This is a genomic window from Cobetia sp. QF-1 (assembly GCF_002213105.1).
Lineage (GTDB): Bacteria > Pseudomonadota > Gammaproteobacteria > Pseudomonadales > Halomonadaceae > Cobetia > Cobetia crustatorum.
Genome location: NZ_NBVS01000002.1, coordinates 376579 through 394216, shown reverse-complemented (window position 1 = coordinate 394216; position 17638 = coordinate 376579). Strand labels below are relative to the sequence as shown.

At 56.9% G+C, this 17638-nt stretch carries 16 protein-coding genes; 4 read left to right on the top strand and 12 right to left on the bottom strand.

Annotation, left to right across the window (positions count from 1 at the left end; genetic code table 11):
* Positions 1-56 precede the first annotated feature (56 nt).
* From CFN46_RS05000 to CFN46_RS04985, 4 genes are all read right to left on the bottom strand, one after another.
* Positions 57-1616, bottom strand: a complete 1560-nt coding sequence (locus CFN46_RS05000) for a phosphoenolpyruvate carboxykinase (protein WP_024951182.1) — start codon at positions 1614-1616, stop codon at positions 57-59.
* Positions 1617-1930: 314 nt separating this feature from the next.
* On the bottom strand, positions 1931-2851 hold the full coding sequence (hslO, locus tag CFN46_RS04995) for an Hsp33 family molecular chaperone HslO (RefSeq protein WP_088743037.1): 921 nt from the start codon (positions 2849-2851) through the stop codon (positions 1931-1933).
* Positions 2852-3068: 217 nt separating this feature from the next.
* Positions 3069-3461, bottom strand: coding sequence for an RNA-binding S4 domain-containing protein (locus CFN46_RS04990; protein WP_024951180.1), 393 nt, complete (start codon positions 3459-3461; stop codon positions 3069-3071).
* Positions 3458-4153 (bottom strand): HAD-IA family hydrolase, encoded by a 696-nt coding sequence (locus tag CFN46_RS04985; protein WP_024951179.1) that lies wholly within the window; start codon positions 4151-4153, stop codon positions 3458-3460. Before CFN46_RS04985 ends, CFN46_RS04990 begins: the two co-directional genes overlap by 4 nt.
* A 323-nt stretch (positions 4154-4476) precedes the next feature.
* Here CFN46_RS04985 and nudE point away from each other — a divergent pair, with 323 nt between their 5' ends.
* A complete protein-coding gene (nudE, locus tag CFN46_RS04980; protein ID WP_035159013.1) occupies positions 4477-5046 on the top strand; it encodes an ADP compounds hydrolase NudE in 570 nt (189 codons plus the stop codon).
* Positions 5047-5234: 188 nt separating this feature from the next.
* On the opposite strand, the gene CFN46_RS04975 is transcribed toward nudE, so the two are convergent.
* A complete protein-coding gene (locus CFN46_RS04975; protein WP_024951177.1) occupies positions 5235-5594 on the bottom strand; it encodes a protein YbgS in 360 nt (119 codons plus the stop codon).
* A 592-nt stretch (positions 5595-6186) separates the two neighbouring features.
* Between CFN46_RS04975 and CFN46_RS04970 the strand changes: the two genes are divergently transcribed.
* Together CFN46_RS04970 and CFN46_RS17710 are read left to right on the top strand one after the other, a co-directional pair.
* Positions 6187-7770 carry a helicase HerA-like domain-containing protein gene (locus CFN46_RS04970; RefSeq protein WP_088742865.1) on the top strand — a complete coding sequence of 528 codons (1584 nt, stop codon included), beginning with the start codon at positions 6187-6189 and terminating at the stop codon, positions 7768-7770.
* Positions 7771-7996: 226 nt separating this feature from the next.
* Positions 7997-8119, top strand: a complete 123-nt coding sequence (locus tag CFN46_RS17710) for a hypothetical protein (RefSeq protein WP_254918411.1) — start codon at positions 7997-7999, stop codon at positions 8117-8119.
* Positions 8120-8306: 187 nt separating this feature from the next.
* Here CFN46_RS17710 and ilvD read toward each other — a convergent pair whose 3' ends face one another.
* On the bottom strand, positions 8307-10151 hold the full coding sequence (gene ilvD / locus CFN46_RS04965) for a dihydroxy-acid dehydratase (RefSeq protein WP_088742864.1): 1845 nt from the start codon (positions 10149-10151) through the stop codon (positions 8307-8309).
* 369 nt (positions 10152-10520) lie between these two features.
* Here ilvD and CFN46_RS04960 point away from each other — a divergent pair, with 369 nt between their 5' ends.
* Positions 10521-10862: a YegP family protein gene (locus tag CFN46_RS04960; protein ID WP_088742863.1), complete on the top strand. Its 342-nt coding sequence runs from the start codon at positions 10521-10523 to the stop codon at positions 10860-10862.
* A gap of 175 nt (positions 10863-11037) precedes the next feature.
* On the opposite strand, the gene lon is transcribed toward CFN46_RS04960, so the two are convergent.
* The 6 genes from lon to ribE all read right to left on the bottom strand — a co-directional run bounded on the left by lon (position 11038) and on the right by ribE (position 17592).
* Entirely contained in the window at positions 11038-13494 is a 2457-nt protein-coding gene (gene lon, locus CFN46_RS04955) for an endopeptidase La (RefSeq protein WP_024951173.1), read from the bottom strand.
* A 209-nt stretch (positions 13495-13703) separates the two neighbouring features.
* A complete protein-coding gene (locus CFN46_RS04950) occupies positions 13704-14984 on the bottom strand; it encodes a DUF945 family protein (protein WP_024951172.1) in 1281 nt (426 codons plus the stop codon).
* A gap of 113 nt (positions 14985-15097) precedes the next feature.
* A complete protein-coding gene (locus CFN46_RS04945; protein WP_024951171.1) occupies positions 15098-15571 on the bottom strand; it encodes a phosphatidylglycerophosphatase A in 474 nt (157 codons plus the stop codon).
* On the bottom strand, positions 15568-16596 hold the full coding sequence (gene thiL / locus CFN46_RS04940; RefSeq protein WP_088742862.1) for a thiamine-phosphate kinase: 1029 nt from the start codon (positions 16594-16596) through the stop codon (positions 15568-15570). The genes CFN46_RS04945 and thiL overlap by 4 nt, the downstream gene beginning before the upstream one ends.
* A gap of 1 nt (position 16597) precedes the next feature.
* On the bottom strand, positions 16598-17113 hold the full coding sequence (nusB, locus tag CFN46_RS04935; protein WP_024951169.1) for a transcription antitermination factor NusB: 516 nt from the start codon (positions 17111-17113) through the stop codon (positions 16598-16600).
* Entirely contained in the window at positions 17110-17592 is a 483-nt protein-coding gene (ribE, locus tag CFN46_RS04930) for a 6,7-dimethyl-8-ribityllumazine synthase (protein ID WP_024951168.1), read from the bottom strand. Before ribE ends, nusB begins: the two co-directional genes overlap by 4 nt.
* Positions 17593-17638: the final 46 nt, after the last annotated feature.

Genomic DNA, 17638 nt, shown 5'->3' with positions numbered 1-17638 from the left:
CGGACGGGGCGTTTTCATTCAAGTGACGCTGTTGCTACACGCATATCATGTGCGCATCAGACCAGTGTCGGGCCTGCGGCAACGATAGAAGCATCCACACCCGCAAACTTCTTGAAGTTCTCGACGAACTTGGCTGACAGATCACGTGCCTTGCCGTCATAGGCCGTGCGGTCCTGCCAGGTATCACGCGGATCGAGCAGCTTGGAATCAACGCCCGGCACACGCACCGGTACATCGAGATTCAGCACGTCAATGTGACGGGTCTCGATATCCGCCAGTGAGCCATTCTGGATCGCGCTGATGATGCTGCGTGTGGTCGGAATGGAGAAGCGCGAGCCGCCTTCGCCATAGGAGCCACCGGTCCAGCCGGTGTTAACCAGATAGACGCGTGAGCTGAACGCCTCGATACGCTTGATCAACAGGTCCGCGTACTCACGTGCCGGACGCGGGAAGAACGGTGCGCCGAAGCAGGTGGAGAAGGTTGCTTCAAGGCTAGAGGTAGAGCCCATCTCGGTAGAGCCGACCTTGGCTGTGTAACCAGACAGGAAGTGATACGCCGCTGCCTGCTTGCTCAGCACGGAAACCGGCGGCAACACGCCAGACATGTCACATGTCAGGAAGACGATGGCATTCGGCTCGCCAGCGCGGTTTTCCGGCACACGCTTCTCGATGTGCTCAAGCGGATAGGCGGCACGCGAGTTCTGACTCAGACGGTCATCGCCGTAATCAGCACCACGACGGTCATCCAGCACCACATTTTCAAGCACGGCACCGAACTTGATCGCGTCCCAGATGACGGGCTCGTTTTCCTGGGAGAGATCAATGCACTTGGCGTAGCAGCCGCCTTCGATGTTGAAGACAGTCCCTTCGCCCCAGCCATGCTCGTCATCACCGATCAGGTAACGCGACGGGTCAGCGGACAGCGTGGTCTTGCCAGTACCTGACAGACCGAAGAACAGCGTCGTCTCGCCGTCGTCACCGACGTTGGCAGAGCAGTGCATCGGCAGCACATCTTTTTCCGGCAGCAGGAAGTTCTGTACCGAGAACATGGCTTTCTTCATCTCGCCGGCGTAACGCATGCCGGCCAGCAGTACGCGACGGCGCGCGAAGTTGATCAGTACGATACCGTCAGAGTTGCTGCCATCACGCTCCGGTTCACAGACGAAATGCGGGGCATTGAGGATGGTCCACTCGCTCTTGTCCTTGGCGTTGAAGCTGTCCGGGCGCACGAACATGGTGCGTGCAAACAGATTGTGCCAAGCGGTCTCGGTGGTCACGCGGATAGGCAGGTAGTGCTCAAGATCTGCACCGACATGCAGCTCGGAGACGAAGCTAGTGCGCTCGCCGAGATAGTCCTCGACTCGCTCCCAGAGTGCATCGAAACGCTCTGGATTGAACGGACGATTGACGTTGCCCCAGTCGATGGCGTCAGACGTGGACGGCTCATCGACGATGAAGCGATCATTCGGCGAGCGGCCACTGCGCTCGCCTGTCTCGACGACCAGTGCGCCATTGTTGGCCAAACGACCTTCACTGCGGGCTACCGCCAGTTCGATCAACTCGGCGCTGCTGAGATTGGTGTGAGTGGTCACCGCACTATCTTGATGCTTGCTCATTCGCGTCTCCGCGGCTCAGGGCCGCCCTCTCTCTTGATGGCTGAAGCCAGGTGCCTGCAGTACATGCCGCAGGCTTATTTTATGTACCGACTGCTGCTGCTCGAATCCGGCATGGCTCAGCGCCATGTCACCACTCACAGAGCATCCGGCCCTGTGCTGGCAAGGCATTATCGCAAAAAGGCACTCAAGCGGAAACGCCCATTGATGCAACACTTTCTCGCAGGGGCCATCTCATCCTTCACGAGGAAATGTCAGACAAATCACTGCATCTGCGCCCGCTTGAGCCTTTATCCTCAATGCCTGCCACCTCCCCTTCAGTGAACGACCGGACTACCGGCGTCAGGGTCTTCGATGATGGACTCGATTTCGGCGGCACTGAACGAATACCGGGTGTGACAGAAGTGGCACTGAGTCGATAGCTCACCCTGGTCTGCGACAATCTGGCGCAGCTCTTCAGCCTGAATGCTGTGCAACGCGGCACCCAGACGCTCACGAGAGCAAGTGCAGCCGAAGCGTAGTGCCTTGGGGTCAAAGATACGCACCGTTTCTTCGTGATACAGGCGATGCAGTACATCCTGCTGATCGAGCGTCAGCAGCTCTTCTTCCTTGAGCGTCTCGGCCAGATGTGTCACACGCTCCCAGGCATCCGGGTCTTGATTGGAGGCATCATTGGGCAGCTGCTGCAGCATCACGCCACCGGCACGATGACCGTCCGCCATTAGCCACAGGCGCGTCGGCAGCTGCTCGGACTGGCTGAAATAGCTTTCCAGACAGCCAGCAAGATTGTCTTGATCAATCGCCACGATGCCTTGGTAACGCTTGCCGTCACGCGGGTCCAGCGTAATGACAATCTGGCCCTGACCAATCAATTCCATCAGCGACGCTTCGTCTGTCGGCAGCACGGCTTCATCGCTGAGACGCGCGATGGCACGCAGCTCGCCACCCGGATTGGACTCGGCCATCAGCTGGCGCACCACGCCATTGCCACGCACTTCTAGCGTGAGGGTGCCATCCAGCTTGATCGTTTCAGTCAGCAGCGCCGCGGCCGCCAGCATCTCACCCAGCTGGCGAGAGATCGCCTGCGGATAAGAGTGGCGGTCCAGCACTTCGGCATAGGCCTTGTCGAGCGCGACGATTTCACCGCGCACGTTGGTCGCATCAAACAGAAAGCGCTGAATCTGATCAAAAACGGGCACGTCAACCTGAGTGTCGGCATCTTGCTCGGTATCTTGCATGTCGGTGTCTTGCATATCGTGATCACTCATAAAGGGGTCCTCGAGCCAGTTGCCATCAGCCGTCAGTAACGACGAGTAACGATGCTCAATCTCTACCGGCAACGACGTATGCCTGACCCATCAAAGAGCTGAGAGGTCAGACACATCGCAATGAAATTGGGGGAAGTGGACGTATTACAACCGCACTAGTGCCTGCCATCTATCCAACGGTGCCAAACTAGCTGTCGGCATCCTGGCGCTGGAAGCGGTGAATGCTGCGGCGCTGCTTCTTGTCAGGACGCCCCGGCGGCGGACTCATGCCCTGATTACCGAGACGCCGCGTTTCCGCCTCACGCTCTCGACGAACACGAGAATCTTCCGTCTCCTGATAAAGCTTCTGCGCTTCCGATGCGCCGCGGCGCTGATCGCTCAGCGTCAGCACTTCGACAACGAGGCGATCCCAGCCCTGTGGAACCTCGACAAGAGCGCCAATCTCGACCATCTTCGACGTCTTCACCCGCCCGCCGTTATAGTGGATCTTGCCCCCTTCGATGGCCTTCTTGGCCAGTCCTCGTGTCTTGAAGAAACGGGCAGCCCACAGCCACTTGTCAATGCGTACCTGCTCGCTCATCCGTTCTCCTTGTTATCTCCGCCCAGCGTTTTCTCGATGCCGCCACCAGCCGTCAATACTGCAAAGCCATCAAGGCCGTGCACACGCTCGAAATCACGTGGCGGTTGTTTGGAATCCGGCTGACGCACACCCAACAGATGCGCAATACCGTAAGTATGGGCGCTGTTCAGCACCTGAGGGTTGTCATCGATGAACAAGGTGCGCGCTGGATCAAAAGGCTCGATCTCGTTGAGCTTGTGCCAGAAAGCCTGCTCTTCCTTGGCGTGGCCAAGGTCCGCTGACGACACCACCGCATCAAAATACTCACCCATACCGGTCAGCCCGAACTTGAGCTCGATACCGTGACGATCGGCATTGGTCGCCAGCACTACGCGCTGGGGTTGATCCCTCAGCCAGGCGAGGAAGGCTTCGGCCTCATGGCGATAACCGATGAGATGCTGCACTTCTCGCTTGAGCGCCACCACATCCAGCTCAAGCTCCCGACTCCAGTACTCCAGACTGTACCAGTTGAGTGTGCCGGATTCTCCGATGATCCGCGCCTTGAGATCGGCCTGCAGCGCAGCATCGAGACGGTGCAGTTCACAGTAGCGACGCGGTAGGTGCTCCAGCCAGAAATGGCTGTCGAAGTGCAGATCGAGCAACGTGCCGTCCATGTCGAGCAGCACGGTATCGATAGTGTTCCAGTCAATCATCAGTGTCAGTCAGCCGGAGGGGAAATGGGGGCTCATAGTGTAAAGCATGGCATGTGCCTGCGCATGTCTGGAGAGCATCGTTACCGTGCCCACACAGGCGCTACGCACCAGCCAGAGCTTGCGTGCCAACCTGATCAAAAGACATGATCTTCCCGTCTCAGGAAAAGCGCCTCATTTTCAGTGGAACAGCGATTGCTCCACCCTCGGAGGCCTGCCACGATAGACAGTAATGTCAGCATTTCTTTATTACTCGAGGACTCACGATGGACGATGCTTCGCGCTCCAATGGCTTGACGGGCGATGACCCGTTTGCTGCCAGTGACATGATTCCACCCCGTATTGATTCGCGGCGAGAAGTTGCACGCTCACGTCTATTTGCCGTCGAAGCACTGGAACTGACCTTCTCCAACGGTGCTACGCGTAGCTTCGAGCGCCTCAAGAGCGGCGGTCACGGCGCAGTGATGATCGTCGCCATGCCAGACCCGGACCACGTACTGCTGATACGTGAGTATGCTGCTGGCCCCGAGCAGTACGTGCTGACGCTCCCCAAAGGCTTGATCGACCCGGGTGAAGATCCCGTCACGGCAGCCAATCGTGAACTGATGGAAGAATGTGGATATGGTGCGCACGACATCGAGCCATTGGCCGAACTCAGCCTTGCGCCCAACTACATGGATCACCGCATGAACGTGATGCTGGCGCGTGATCTATATGAAAAGCGCCTACCGGGAGATGAGCCGGAGCCGCTGATCGTCGAGCGCCATCGCCTCGATGAACTGCCCGCCCTGCTGGCGCGCGAGGACTTCCATGAAGCACGTGCAATCGCTGCGCTATTCATGGCTCGCGAGCGACTCCTGGCCGGCGAAGAAACCCACAGTCCGCGTTGGTGGTAACGCTGGCGTTGATCGCTGATGCGAAGCCGCCTGTCTCTGCACATTCTACAGACCAAAACGCCAGCTCCCCGCAATGCGGAGAGCTGGCGTTTCACTGTAGAGCTAGAAAACCGAGTTGTACTGGCAACTCATGCCATTACCCAGCCCTACCGATCATCTTTACAGACAAACCTTCCCGAGGGAGGGATTTACTGCGTTTTCATACTGCCATCATCGGTGTTGGCAGAGCCAGACTCCGGGCTGACACCCATGTGGTCCTCATCTTTATCCATCACCTTGCCATGCTTGGCAGACTCTGACTCCGCAGAATTACCTTTCACCATCATGGAATCTTCTTTGGTGTTGGCAGAACCGCTATCAGTGTTCATCTGAGTATCGTCTTTCACCTTGCCACCTTCGTGACCAGCAGCAGCTCCTCCCTCTACCATGGTGGAATGAGCTTCGGTGTTGGCAGAGCCAGTGTTGCTGGACTCATGGTGTTCGGCATAGGCCGCAGCAGCCGGTAGCGTCAGTGCAGTCGCCAGCAATACAGTCGTTAGCTTCTTCATGATCCATTCTCCAGTTGCGGTCTAGTACAACAGGCCGGTAGATACTCTACCCGGCTGTTGATGATGAGCTTGGGTCTCTCCAACACTGACGTGCTTTTGTCAGTCAGGAACCGGCTCAGATAAAGTCAGGCAATACATCGCCTGCGCCTTTTCGTGATTCAGTAGCAGTTAAGATCAAAACGTAGTAGCGGAAAAAGCACTACCGAAGTTATATCTTCACCGTACATCGGTAGGCTTGGCAACACTCATTTCTGCTAACTCACCTCGATCTTCGCTGCGCTTGTGCTTAAAGATATGGAACCATCGACAGAGACTTTCAAGCGATCGCTTTGAAAATTCTTCATGGAACGCAAGAATACCTATACACAAATGACACAGAGCAGGCGCGTTTATCCAGCGCAAGCAATGGTGAATCCCGCAGCGTTCCTTGCGTGCGAGCATCTGAATAACAGGGAAGTGATCGTCATCTAACAAAAATTCGCTTGCGTTACTTTACCCAAAAAAACATATTGCAACAATAAGATACTAACGCAAAGCGGCAGCAGGTCTTTCCCCCTGCAAGACTCAATACTCAAAATGGCAGGAGAGCAACATGAATGAGGTCCTTATCGGTGGTCTTGCAGGGCAAGGCCCGCAAGGTCACGTCACGCTTGCTGGCCGACTCGCCAATCGTCATGGCCTGGTCGCAGGCGCTACCGGCACAGGCAAGACAGTCACCCTGCAAGTGCTAGCCGAAGGATTCTCGCGCATGGGAGTGCCTGTTTTCACAGCGGATGTGAAAGGCGACCTTTCCGGAATTGCAGTCGCAGGCACACCACATCCTCGTGTCGATGAACGACTCGCGAGTCTTGGTATCAATGATTGGCAGCCACAGGCCTCTCCCGTCCGATTGTGGGATCTTTACGGCGAGAGTGGCCATGCCGTACGCGCCAGCGTGGCTTCCATGGGCCCGGATCTCATGTCGTCGCTACTAGAGCTCAACGAGACGCAAGGTGGATTGATGCATCTCGCATTTGATCATGCCGAACGCGAAGGACTCGAGCTGATCGACCTCAAGGATCTCATCAGCCTGCTCAAGCACATCGAGCGTGAGCGCGACAGCTTCGAGGAGCGCTATGGCCGCGTCAGCCCACAAAGTCTGGGGGCCATGCTGAGACGCGTGCATGTACTGGCCACTCAGGGCGGCGAGCGTTTCTTCGCCGAGCCCGCTCTCGATATCAATGACATGCTGGCGACCGTGGGAGAAGGTGAGCACACGCGTGGCTTCATCAATCTACTCGACGGACGTGAGCTGATGCAGAGCCCGCGCCTTTATACGACCTTCCTGTTGTGGTTCCTGTCGACGCTATTTCGCGTCCTACCGGAACGCGGCGATGCCGAGAAGCCAGTATTAGTATTCTTCTTCGATGAGGCGCATTTGCTCTTTGATGCAGCGCCCAAGGCGCTATTGGAGCGACTCGAACAAACGGTGCGTCTGATTCGCTCCAAGGGTGTCGGCGTCTACTTCGTGACCCAGTCACCGGCAGATATTCCCGATGATGTACTCGGCCAGCTGGGTAATCGCATCCAGCACGCACTGCGTGCCTTTACTCCACGTGATCAAAAAGCCGTCAAGACAGCGGCTGACACTTTCCGTCCGAACCCCGCACTCGACACCGCACAGGTGATTACCGAGCTGGGCGTCGGTGAAGCGTTAGTCTCAGTATTGGATAACAAGGGTGTACCGACGCAGGTAGAGCGCACGTTGATCGCGCCACCACGCGGACGGATAGGTCCATTGACCGACACCGAACGGACAGAGGTTTTAGCCAGCTCTTCGCTGACTGGACGCTATGACGAGCGGATCGACCGTGACTCTGCTCATGAGCGCCTCGAAGCACGCCTGACTTCACAGGCCGCAGCCGTCAAGACAACGACCTCACCCATGCCTGAGGCAGCAGGCTCTTCTACCAGCGACTCAGCCTACACGGATGCATCGACCACTGTGCCAGGTCCCGTTACATCGCATGCCCCGCCATCGAACTCAGACTCCTCACGTTCCAAATCATCAAGTTCTGGCGGGCGCAAACGCCAGGGAGCGCTAGAGACACTGATCAAATCGGTCATGCGCGCGCTAGGTTCTCAGCTGGGGCGCTCATTGATTCGCAGCCTGATTCGCTCATTCACCAAGCGCTAACTCCCTCTACTTGATCTCAGGGAAAACACGAAAAAAAGCAGGACATCACCCATGAAAAAATAACCATGGGTGATGTCCTGCTTTCGCTATCTCTACACGCTGACATCAAGTCATCGTGCAATCCTCCCTCGCTGCTTCCTATAACACGCCATACTAATGCTTGCTGCTGATCAGCAGTGCACCATCACACTCACTGGTTTGCCAATACTCTTGGGGAGACTTGACGATGTGTATGAGCAATGAGGCGTTGGAACTCTGGGTGGACGATAACTGGTTCACCATCGAGTTGGCGCTGGAAGCACTCGACTCCGAAGAACAACCAGCCCTTTTGCTGGCTGAAGCCGCCTAAGCCTAGCCACTAGCGCTGAGATAGCTCGCATCAGGCTGCTCGTAACCGACATACGAACTACAGCAGCCAGCATGCGAGTGACGGTAGGTAGCGACTTCACGACTTCGCAGTAACAGCAACGGCCACCCCTGAGGGTGGCCGTTGTCGGTATGCATGCTGCTTGCCCTGCTGATTCAGCGTTCTCGAATCAGTCCAGCTTGCTCAGATCGCGCACTGCACCTTTATCGGCAGAGGTCGCCAGCAATGCATAGGCCTTGAGCGCCGCAGAGACACGGCGATTACGCTTGACCGCCGGCTTCCAGGCATCCTTGCCTCGTGCGTCCATCGCTTCACGACGAGCATGCAGATCAGCATCGGACAGCTGCACATTGATAGCCCGATTGGGAATGTCGATAAGAATGGTATCACCATGCTCGACCAGACCAATCGCGCCACCCGCTGCCGCTTCAGGCGAGGCGTGTCCAATGGATAGCCCAGAGGTACCACCGGAGAAGCGGCCATCAGTCAACAGCGCACATGCCTTGCCCAAGCCCTTGGATTTCAAGTAGGACGTCGGATAGAGCATTTCCTGCATGCCCGGCCCGCCCTTCGGCCCTTCATAACGAATGATGACGACATCACCCGCCTTGACCTTGTCTGCGAGCACGTCGGCTACCGCTTGATCCTGAGATTCACACACATAGGCGCTTCCCTCGAAGACCAGAATCGAGTCATCGACACCGGCGGTCTTCACCACACAACCATCCAGCGCGATGTTACCGTAAAGCACAGCCAAGCCGCCTTCGGTGGAGAAGCAGTGCGCATAGTCACGGATACAACCATTGGCACGATCACCATCCAGACTCGGCCAACGCGCACTCTGGGAGAAGGCCGTCTGGGTCGGAATACCACCAGGACCTGCCCGATAGAATTCGATCACCGCATCGGTAGGCGAGCGCATGATGTCCCACTCTTCGAGTGCGGCAGAGAGTGAATCGCCATAGACCGTCGGCACCGAGGTATCAATGACACCGGCACGATCCAGCTCACCAAGAATCCCCATGATGCCGCCGGCACGATGAACGTCTTCAATGTGGTACTTCTGCGTATTGGGCGCGACCTTGCACATCTGTGGCACTTGGTGGGACAGCTGATCGATATCAGACAGCGTGAAGTCGATCTCTGCCTCCTGCGCTGCTGCCAGCAGGTGCAGAATGGTGTTGGTGGAGCCACCCATCGCGATATCCAGCGTCATCGCATTGGTGAATGCGGCCCGCGAACCAATCGCGCGCGGCAACAGATGCGCTTCATTACCTTCGTAATAGCGACGTGCCAGCTCAACGATACGGTGGCCTGCATTCTCGAACAGGCGACGACGGTCAGAGTGGGTCGCAAGCACAGTACCGTTACCCGGCAATGCCAGACCCAGTGCTTCCATCAGACAGTTCATGGAGTTGGCAGTGAACATGCCCGAACAGCTACCACAGGTCGGGCAGGCGCTGCGCTCAATCTCGGCGACCGTTTCATCATCGACGCTGTCGTCGGCCGCGATAACCATGGCATCCACCAGATCAAGACCGTGATCCAGTAGCTTGGTCTTGCCGGCTTCCATCGGGCCACCGGAGACGAAGATGACCGGTACGTTGAGGCGCATGGCAGCCATCAACATCCCAGGGGTGATCTTGTCGCAGTTGGAGATGCACACCAGTGCATCAGCACAGTGAGCATTCACCATGTACTCGACGCTGTCAGCGATCAGGTCACGCGATGGCAATGAATACAGCATGCCATCGTGACCCATCGCGATACCGTCATCGACTGCGATGGTATTGAATTCCTTGGCGACACCGCCGGCTTTCTCGATTTCACGTGCGACCAGCTGGCCCATGTCCTTGAGATGGACATGGCCGGGTACGAACTGCGTGAAGGAGTTGGCCACCGCGATGATCGGCTTCTGGAAGTCGTCATCCTTCATGCCGGTGGCGCGCCACAGGGCGCGAGCGCCGGCCATGTTACGACCCGCGGTGGTAGTACGAGAGCGATACTCTGGCATGGTGTCCTCGTCAATGCTTGGCCGCTCTCCTGAAAAGGGAGGAACTGTCCCAACGGGAGCGGCTTCTGTTTTGGTCAGTCACTAGTGACTGGTGTCCAGTGGTGACTCGCGGCGCGAAGGCCAAGCGAGATCTACCTGATAGCAATTCTGTCACGCTACGCCCCTATTTGCCTACCAGAGAGCGCCATCAATGACACCTGAAATCTGCGTGGCTCATGACGCAACACAAGAATGATGGCCAGGATCGTTGAATCACTCGCTTGCAGCATCAAGTCGTGGCGATACGCTCTATACAGCGAATTCTTTCCTGCAGGCACATGCTTTCAGGCGCGGGGACGCCATATATTCCACAAGGAACAGGAGTCACACATGGCCGGAAAATTTGTCATCACGCGTGGCAAGGACAACAAGTTCTACTTTGCCCTCAAGGCCGGTAACGGCGAGCAGGTTCTCCAGAGCCAGGGCTACGCCGACAAGCGTGGCTGCCTGAACGGGGTGGAATCTGTGCGCAAGAATGCCATTGAAGAGAAACGCTTCACGAAAGAAATCGCCAAGGACGGACGCTTCTACTTCACGCTGCTGGCAGCCAACAGTCAGCAAATTGGTCGCAGTCAGATGTATAAGTCAGAATCAGGTCGCGATAACGGCATCGCCAGCGTCGGCCGCAATGCCGCCGATGCCGCGATACTGGAACAGCTAGATCCGGTCTAAGCTGTCCAAGCAAGCCCTGAAGCTTGAAGCACTTAAACATCTGAGACCTCGCTCGGCGCATCTCATGCTCCCGCTGATGATGCCTGTCGCGCCCAGACACACAAACCCCGCCAAATGGCGGGGTTTGTGTGTCTGGGCAGTTACGAGACGTCAGAGAGACACTTCGCATATCCGATCAGTGACGCATTCCGGTGGAAGCACCAGTATCAAAGGCTACCCGAGCGACATCTGCATAGCGGGCGGCGAAGTGCACGGTCATGCCTTCCTTCAGATAGTCCGGCAGCTCGTCATAGTCGCGCTGATTGGCCTGCGGCAGAATCAGTTCAAAGATATCGCTACGTCGTGCAGCAATCACCTTCTCGCGTATTCCTCCGACTGGCAGCACCTGCCCCGTCAGCGTCAGTTCGCCTGTCATGGCCAGTCCCTTGCGCGGCGCTTGATGCTTCGCCAGTGACATCAAGGCAGTCGTCATGGTCACGCCTGCACTCGGGCCATCCTTCGGTGTGGCGCCTTCAGGGACATGCAGATGGATGAAGGATTCATTGAAGAAACCAGGCTCAGCATCGTATGCCGCCAGATTAGCCAGTGCATAAGAATAGGCGATATTGGCCGATTCCTGCATCACTTCGCCCAACTTGCCGGTCAGCTTGAGGCCTCGTGTCAAACCGTGCACTCGCGTCGCTTCAATAGGCAAGGTGGCACCGCCCATACTGGTCCAGGCGAGACCAGTGACCACCCCTTCGCCCGCCATTACCTTTTCTTTACGGAATATCGGAGCACCAAGGAATTCCTCAAGATTCTTGACCGACACCTTGACGGTATCCAGCTCCTCCTCAAGCAACTTGACGGCGGCCTTGCGCACGATGCGGTGCAACTGTTTCTCCAGCTGACGCACCCCCGCCTCACGGGCGTAGCCTTCAATCACCTGACGCAGCGCTGCGTCGGAAAGATTGATGCGTTTCTTGGGGATGTTGTCGCGGGTCAGCAGTTTCGGCCACAGGTGATGCTTGGCAATCGCCACCTTCTCTTCAGCGATATAACCCGAGAGGCGGATCTGTTCCATGCGATCCAGCAAAGGGCTGGGAATGCTATCTAGCGTATTGGCAGTACACACGAACAGCACCTTGGAGAGATCCAGGCGGACATCAAGATAATGATCGAGGAAGTCGACATTCTGCTCAGAATCAAGCACCTCAAGCAACGCCGAAGCTGGATCGCCCTGGAAGGACTGACCGAGCTTGTCGATCTCATCAAGCATGATCACGGGATTCTCGACCTTCACTTCCTTGAGTGCTTGAACCAGCTTGCCCGGCATGGCACCGACATAGGTGCGACGATGGCCTTTGATCTCGGACTCATCACGCATCCCCCCTACCGAGAAGCGATAGAACTCACGACCCAGTGCTTGAGCGATGGATCGGCCAATGGAGGTCTTGCCAACCCCGGGCGGGCCGACCAGCAGCAGAATAGAACCGCCAACGTCGCCCTTGAAGGTTCCTTCAGCAAGAAATTCAATAATCCGCGATTTAACATCTTCCAGGCCATCGTGATCACGGTTAAGCACCGTGCGCGCATGAGCCAGGTTCAACTGATCGGTCGAGGTAATGCCCCACGGCAATGAGGTCAACCAATCGAGATAGTTACGCGTCGTACCATATTCCGGTGAGCCGGTTTCCAGCACCGACAGTTTGTCGAGTTCATCGTCAATTCGCGACTGCACCCGCTCCGGCACCTTCAATTCCTCGAGGCGACCGCGGAAGGTATCCACATCGTTCTCGCGATCATCCTTGGAGATGCCCAATTCGCGTTGGATAACCTTGAGCTGCTCGCGCAGGAAGAACTCACGCTGATGCTTCTCCATCTGTGCGTTCACTTGCTGAGAGATTTCGGTCTGTAATTGAGCGACCTCAATCTCCTTGCGCAGCAGTGGCAACACCTTCTGCATACGCTCCATCACCGGTAGGGATTCCAGTACCTCTTGTAGCTCCGCCCCTTTCGCGGAAGTGATGGCAGCAGCGAAGTCCGTCAGCGGACCCGGCTCATGTGGACTGAAGCGATTGAGATACTGCTTGAGCTCCTCACCGTAGAGCGGATTGATCGGCAACAATTCCTTGATGCCATTGATCATCGCCATCGCGTAAGCACGTGTCTCATCACTTTCGGTGTCCACCGCCTCACGCGGATAGGTCACTTCCACCAGATACGGCGGCTTGCGCGACAACCAGCGCGTGATACGGAAACGCCGCAATCCCTGGGCGATGAACTGTACCTGCTCCTGGCCGTCTTCAGGCTTGTGCACTCTGACTGCCGAGCCAATTTCGGGGAAGCTTTCGACCTCCAGCTCATCGACTTCAACATCGCCGACAAAGACGAGGCCCACGGCGTGATGCGGCGTGTTGCCGACCAATTGCATGGTCTCTGCCCAACGCTGCTTGTTGATGACCAGCGGCTGTACTTGAGCGGGAAAGAAGGGACGATTATGAATAGGCAGCAGATAGAGGCGCTCAGGTAACTGATCACCACTGGGCACCAGGCCGCCAGTCATCGGCTGGTCATGTTCCTCGGCCTGGCCATCATCTTCGAAGCCAGAGAGAATATCGTCGTGATCGGGAGTCTTTTCGTGACGTGACATGCAACCCTCTTGAAACCGGGCCTCGGCTGAGGCGATTAACGACTGCAATGCGGCCAACTGCATGCTTTATCAAGTCCATCCATAAATTGGGGATGCGGAAACGACGATGCCCGCCAAGAGGCGGGCATCGTCGTGATATCACACAGCGTGCTTGCTGAAAGGTTCTGACGACAGCATTGCTGCAGCCTCAAGACCAACTCAGCAGAGACTCAATAGATAGGTGTGCCATTGACGCTCAGCTTGTCACCTTCAATGGTCAGCACAACATTCTTGTCAGTCGCTTCCGGCGAGAGACCTGCCATCAATGCAAGCATCGGCGGCACATTGCGGAATTCGAAACGCCCACTCATGCGGTTGAGGAATGCCTGCTGACCTTGTGTGGTCTGCAACTCAGCAACACTCAAATCAGTGGCGTCTGTTCCGTCCAGGATCAGCTGGCCATCACCACTCATGTCGACCCCAAATACCTGGCTCTTGGCTTCGAATGATTCAAGCGTCAAGCGCGGAGAGGTACTCAGCATGGTGAACAGCGGCGCTTCAACCTTCTCAAGCATGGCGACCTGCTCACTCTCACTCAGCTCTTCAAACGGCTTGCCAGCTTCTTCCAACAGTCCCTGCAGCTGGGTGATGAGATCATAAACAGCCGCCCCCTGCAGACGGTCAATCGACAGTGCCAACTTGCCACTGGCCATTTGCTGATCACCTGCGCTCACGTCCTTGACAGCCAGCTTCATCAGATAACGCAGCTCCGTCGGATCAAGGCGCGTCTCACCGGCGTAGCTGATATCCGTCGCGACAACTGGCGGTTGACCCATACCATTGTCGATAGTCAGGGTATCGAGCGTAATGTTGTCATCCTGACGGAAATCATTATCCGCACCACGATAAAGCCCATTCAGGCTCAAGGTGCCGACACTGATCGTTTCCTTATCATTCATGATGTCAAAGGGTGTGATCTCGCCTTCCACCTTGATCTCAGGTGTGTCACTACCATCATGAGAAGCGGTCATTTCGCCGCCCTTGAAATCAAAGCGCGTGCCGCTCTCAGGATCCTGCCATTCAAAGGCCGGTAGTGTCAGGGTCGTGTCGCTGGCACCGCTGAAGTTATCGACACTGCCCTCAAAGGCGATCGCCTTGCCATCACCGACGACATCAGAGAGCACATCACGCGCCGGCTTACCCAGCAGCAGCTTGACGTTGCCCTTCATGCTGGTAGACAGCAGACCGTGACCGGCTTCATAAGGCAGTACCATGCGCACAGGGCCTTGCTCTGCGCCAGTCGCCAGCTCCATCTCAACGCGACCGGTAGAGTCGAACCAGCCACTCTCAACGTCGGTACGGCTCGCCTTGATATCAGAACTCTTGTCGAGCTCCGCCACCATGCGCGCCATTTCTTCGTCAAAACGCTGACTGGAGTAAGCCACACCACCAACATAACCAGCAGCACCGATCGCGACAACTACTGCCGCAGTTACAAGTCCCTTGCCCATCATTGTTATCCCTTGTGTATCGTTATTTAAGCATTGCACCGTCTACGCAGTGCGTCATATGTCGCGTAATGAAGCCATCAACGCCGATGAATCTGTCGGCAAAACCAGAGTCATCAGTGAAACCACAGCCAGAGGTGCATCGTCGACCAGGCAAAGATGCCCGCGAAGACATCATCCAGCATGATGCCGAATCCGCCGGCGACACGTCGGTCAGCCCAACGTATCGGCCACGGTTTCAAGATATCGAAGACTCGGAAAACGACAAAGCCCCACAAGGCAGCCTGCCATGAGAACGGTACGGCCACCATCGTAATCCAGTAACCGACAAACTCATCCCAGACGATACCCGAGTGATCGTGGACACCGAGATCCTTGGAAGTACGATCACAGATCCAGATACCGACAATGGACGCCACCAGCACTATTGCAAGATAGGGCCATAGACTGAGGCTGGCCATCATCCAGTAAAAGGGAATCGCAGCGAGTGTCCCGAAGGTACCCGGCGCAAAGGGTGCAGTACCGCTGCCTAACCCGAAGGCTAGAAAGTGGACGGGCCGCCGCCATACACTGGCAGGTGCACGATTCATGAAGACACCTCCGCAGTCGTGTTCGCCGGAAAATGCTGCCAGCTTTGTCCTGTCGCTATCTGCTCGACACCAGCCTTCAGCAACGACACACGATGAACCTCTTCCTGTGTCGTGTGCATACGGCCAATAACCGTCAAGGACAGATGACTGGCACGCAATACTGCTCTGGCAGCGTCAAGATTGGCCTCAGGAAGCGTCAGCAACAACTCATAGTCATCGCCACCATTGAGCACCGCCTGCTGCGCACCTTGCTCACCCAGTGCAGCGATCAACTCAGGCGCCAGCGGCAGCTGATGCAACTCGATAGCCGCCGACAACTGACTCGCACGACAGATATGTGACAGATCCCCCATCACGCCGTCGGAGACATCCAATGCGGCGCTCGCCAACTCACGTAGCGCCATTCCGGCATCGATACGCGGTTCAGGACGCAGGTAGGCGGCAAGGCAAGGATCAAGTACGTCACGCTGACCGGATTGCCATGCCTTCAGTCCCGCATGTGCCAGCCCCGGCTGTCCCGTGATGACGACAAGATCGTCCTCACTTGCGCCATCGCGACGTAGAATCGGCTGCGACACGCGATCAATGGTACTGGCAGCATTCAGCACTAAAGGCAGCTCTCCATGCACAGTAATCGTGATCGAAAGCGGCCCTCGCGTGACATCGCCACCCACCAGCGCAATGCCGTGTCGATCCGCCAGCGCGTGGAAACCGGCTGCAAATCCATGCAGCCAATCTTCATCGACGTCTGGCAGTGTCAGCGCCAACAGCGCCCAACGCGGCGTGGCGCCCATGGCGGCGAGATCAGACAGATTGACCGCCAATGCCCGATGACCGATGGCAGACGCCGGTGCATCTAGCGGAAAGTGCACACCCGCCACTGAGGTATCGACACTGACTGCCAGCTGCATGCCATCGCTGGGCGCGAGCAGTGCACAGTCGTCACCCGGCCCCAACAATACACCCGGCGCTGCGGATAGATCGCGATGGAAGTAGCGGGCAATCAGCTCGAATTCACCCGGCATGTCAGCGCAGGCGAGCCTGGGTAACCTCGGCACTGCGCAGCCTGACTGCCAGCTTGTCGAGGATACCGTTGACGTATTTGTGCCCATCGGTGGCACCAAACGTCTTGGCCAGTTCGACCCCTTCATTGATCGCCACGCGATACGGCACATCCATGCGCTTGGACAGCTCATAGGCACCAATGCGCAGAATGGCGAGCTCGATCTCGTCGAGATCCTGCAGGCGGCGATCAAGTAGCGGACTGATGCTGGCATCCAGTTCTTTCTGGAAGCGCGGCACGTTGTGCAGCAGCTCGTGGAAGAGTGCCTGGTCGGCGATTCGCATCACCTCGACCCAGTTCTCATGCAGCTCAACGTCGTCATCGATCTGCTGGCTACGGAACTCAGCCTCGATGGTCGTCATGTTCTTGCCAGTCATCTGCCACTGGTAGATGCCCTGCACTGCCAGCTCACGCGCGGCACGGCGTGCCTGTTGCTGCTTGGACGGCGCGCGCTCGTTCCGCTCTTTACGTTCGCTCACGCGTCACCTCCCAGAGCCTTGAGCAGCGAGACCATTTCCATCGCGGCCATGGCAGCTTCAGTACCCTTGTTGCCGGCTTTAGTGCCTGCACGTTCAATGGCCTGCTCGATGGAGTTGACCGTCAGTACGCCATTGGCAACCGGTGTATTGAATTCGAGCTGCAAACGCGACATGGCGGAATTGCATTCACCGGCCACATACTCAAAATGCGGCGTACCGCCACGAATCACGGCGCCCAGCGCAATGACAGCATGCGGCTTGACCTTGGCCAGCACCGCCTTGACGGCCAGCGGAATTTCCCAGGCACCCGGCACATGAATCAGATCAATGTTTTCCTCATCGACGCCGTGGCGCACCAGAGAATCGACCGCGCCTTCCACCAGGCTGTCGACAACATGGTGGTTGAAACGCCCGACGACGATGACGTAACGGCCATCGACATTGGTGAAAGTGCCTTCGAGTTGAGCAATCGGTTGCATGGTCAGTCCACAAAGCTAGCGCCCCGGAGGACCGGGGCGGGGATAT

Coding starts and splice junctions, on each gene's coding strand:
- CFN46_RS05000 (WP_024951182.1), bottom strand. CDS start 1,616: ATGAGCAAGCATCAAGATAGTGCGGTGACCACTCACACCAATCTCAGC.
- hslO (WP_088743037.1), bottom strand. CDS start 2,851: ATGCAAGATACCGAGCAAGATGCCGACACTCAGGTTGACGTGCCCGTT.
- CFN46_RS04990 (WP_024951180.1), bottom strand. CDS start 3,461: ATGAGCGAGCAGGTACGCATTGACAAGTGGCTGTGGGCTGCCCGTTTC.
- CFN46_RS04985 (WP_024951179.1), bottom strand. CDS start 4,153: ATGATTGACTGGAACACTATCGATACCGTGCTGCTCGACATGGACGGC.
- nudE (WP_035159013.1), top strand. CDS start 4,477: ATGATTCCACCCCGTATTGATTCGCGGCGAGAAGTTGCACGCTCACGT.
- CFN46_RS04975 (WP_024951177.1), bottom strand. CDS start 5,594: ATGAAGAAGCTAACGACTGTATTGCTGGCGACTGCACTGACGCTACCG.
- CFN46_RS04970 (WP_088742865.1), top strand. CDS start 6,187: ATGAATGAGGTCCTTATCGGTGGTCTTGCAGGGCAAGGCCCGCAAGGT.
- CFN46_RS17710 (WP_254918411.1), top strand. CDS start 7,997: ATGTGTATGAGCAATGAGGCGTTGGAACTCTGGGTGGACGATAACTGG.
- ilvD (WP_088742864.1), bottom strand. CDS start 10,151: ATGCCAGAGTATCGCTCTCGTACTACCACCGCGGGTCGTAACATGGCC.
- CFN46_RS04960 (WP_088742863.1), top strand. CDS start 10,521: ATGGCCGGAAAATTTGTCATCACGCGTGGCAAGGACAACAAGTTCTAC.
- lon (WP_024951173.1), bottom strand. CDS start 13,494: ATGTCACGTCACGAAAAGACTCCCGATCACGACGATATTCTCTCTGGC.
- CFN46_RS04950 (WP_024951172.1), bottom strand. CDS start 14,984: ATGGGCAAGGGACTTGTAACTGCGGCAGTAGTTGTCGCGATCGGTGCT.
- CFN46_RS04945 (WP_024951171.1), bottom strand. CDS start 15,571: ATGAATCGTGCACCTGCCAGTGTATGGCGGCGGCCCGTCCACTTTCTA.
- thiL (WP_088742862.1), bottom strand. CDS start 16,596: ATGCCGGGTGAATTCGAGCTGATTGCCCGCTACTTCCATCGCGATCTA.
- ribE (WP_024951168.1), bottom strand. CDS start 17,592: ATGCAACCGATTGCTCAACTCGAAGGCACTTTCACCAATGTCGATGGC.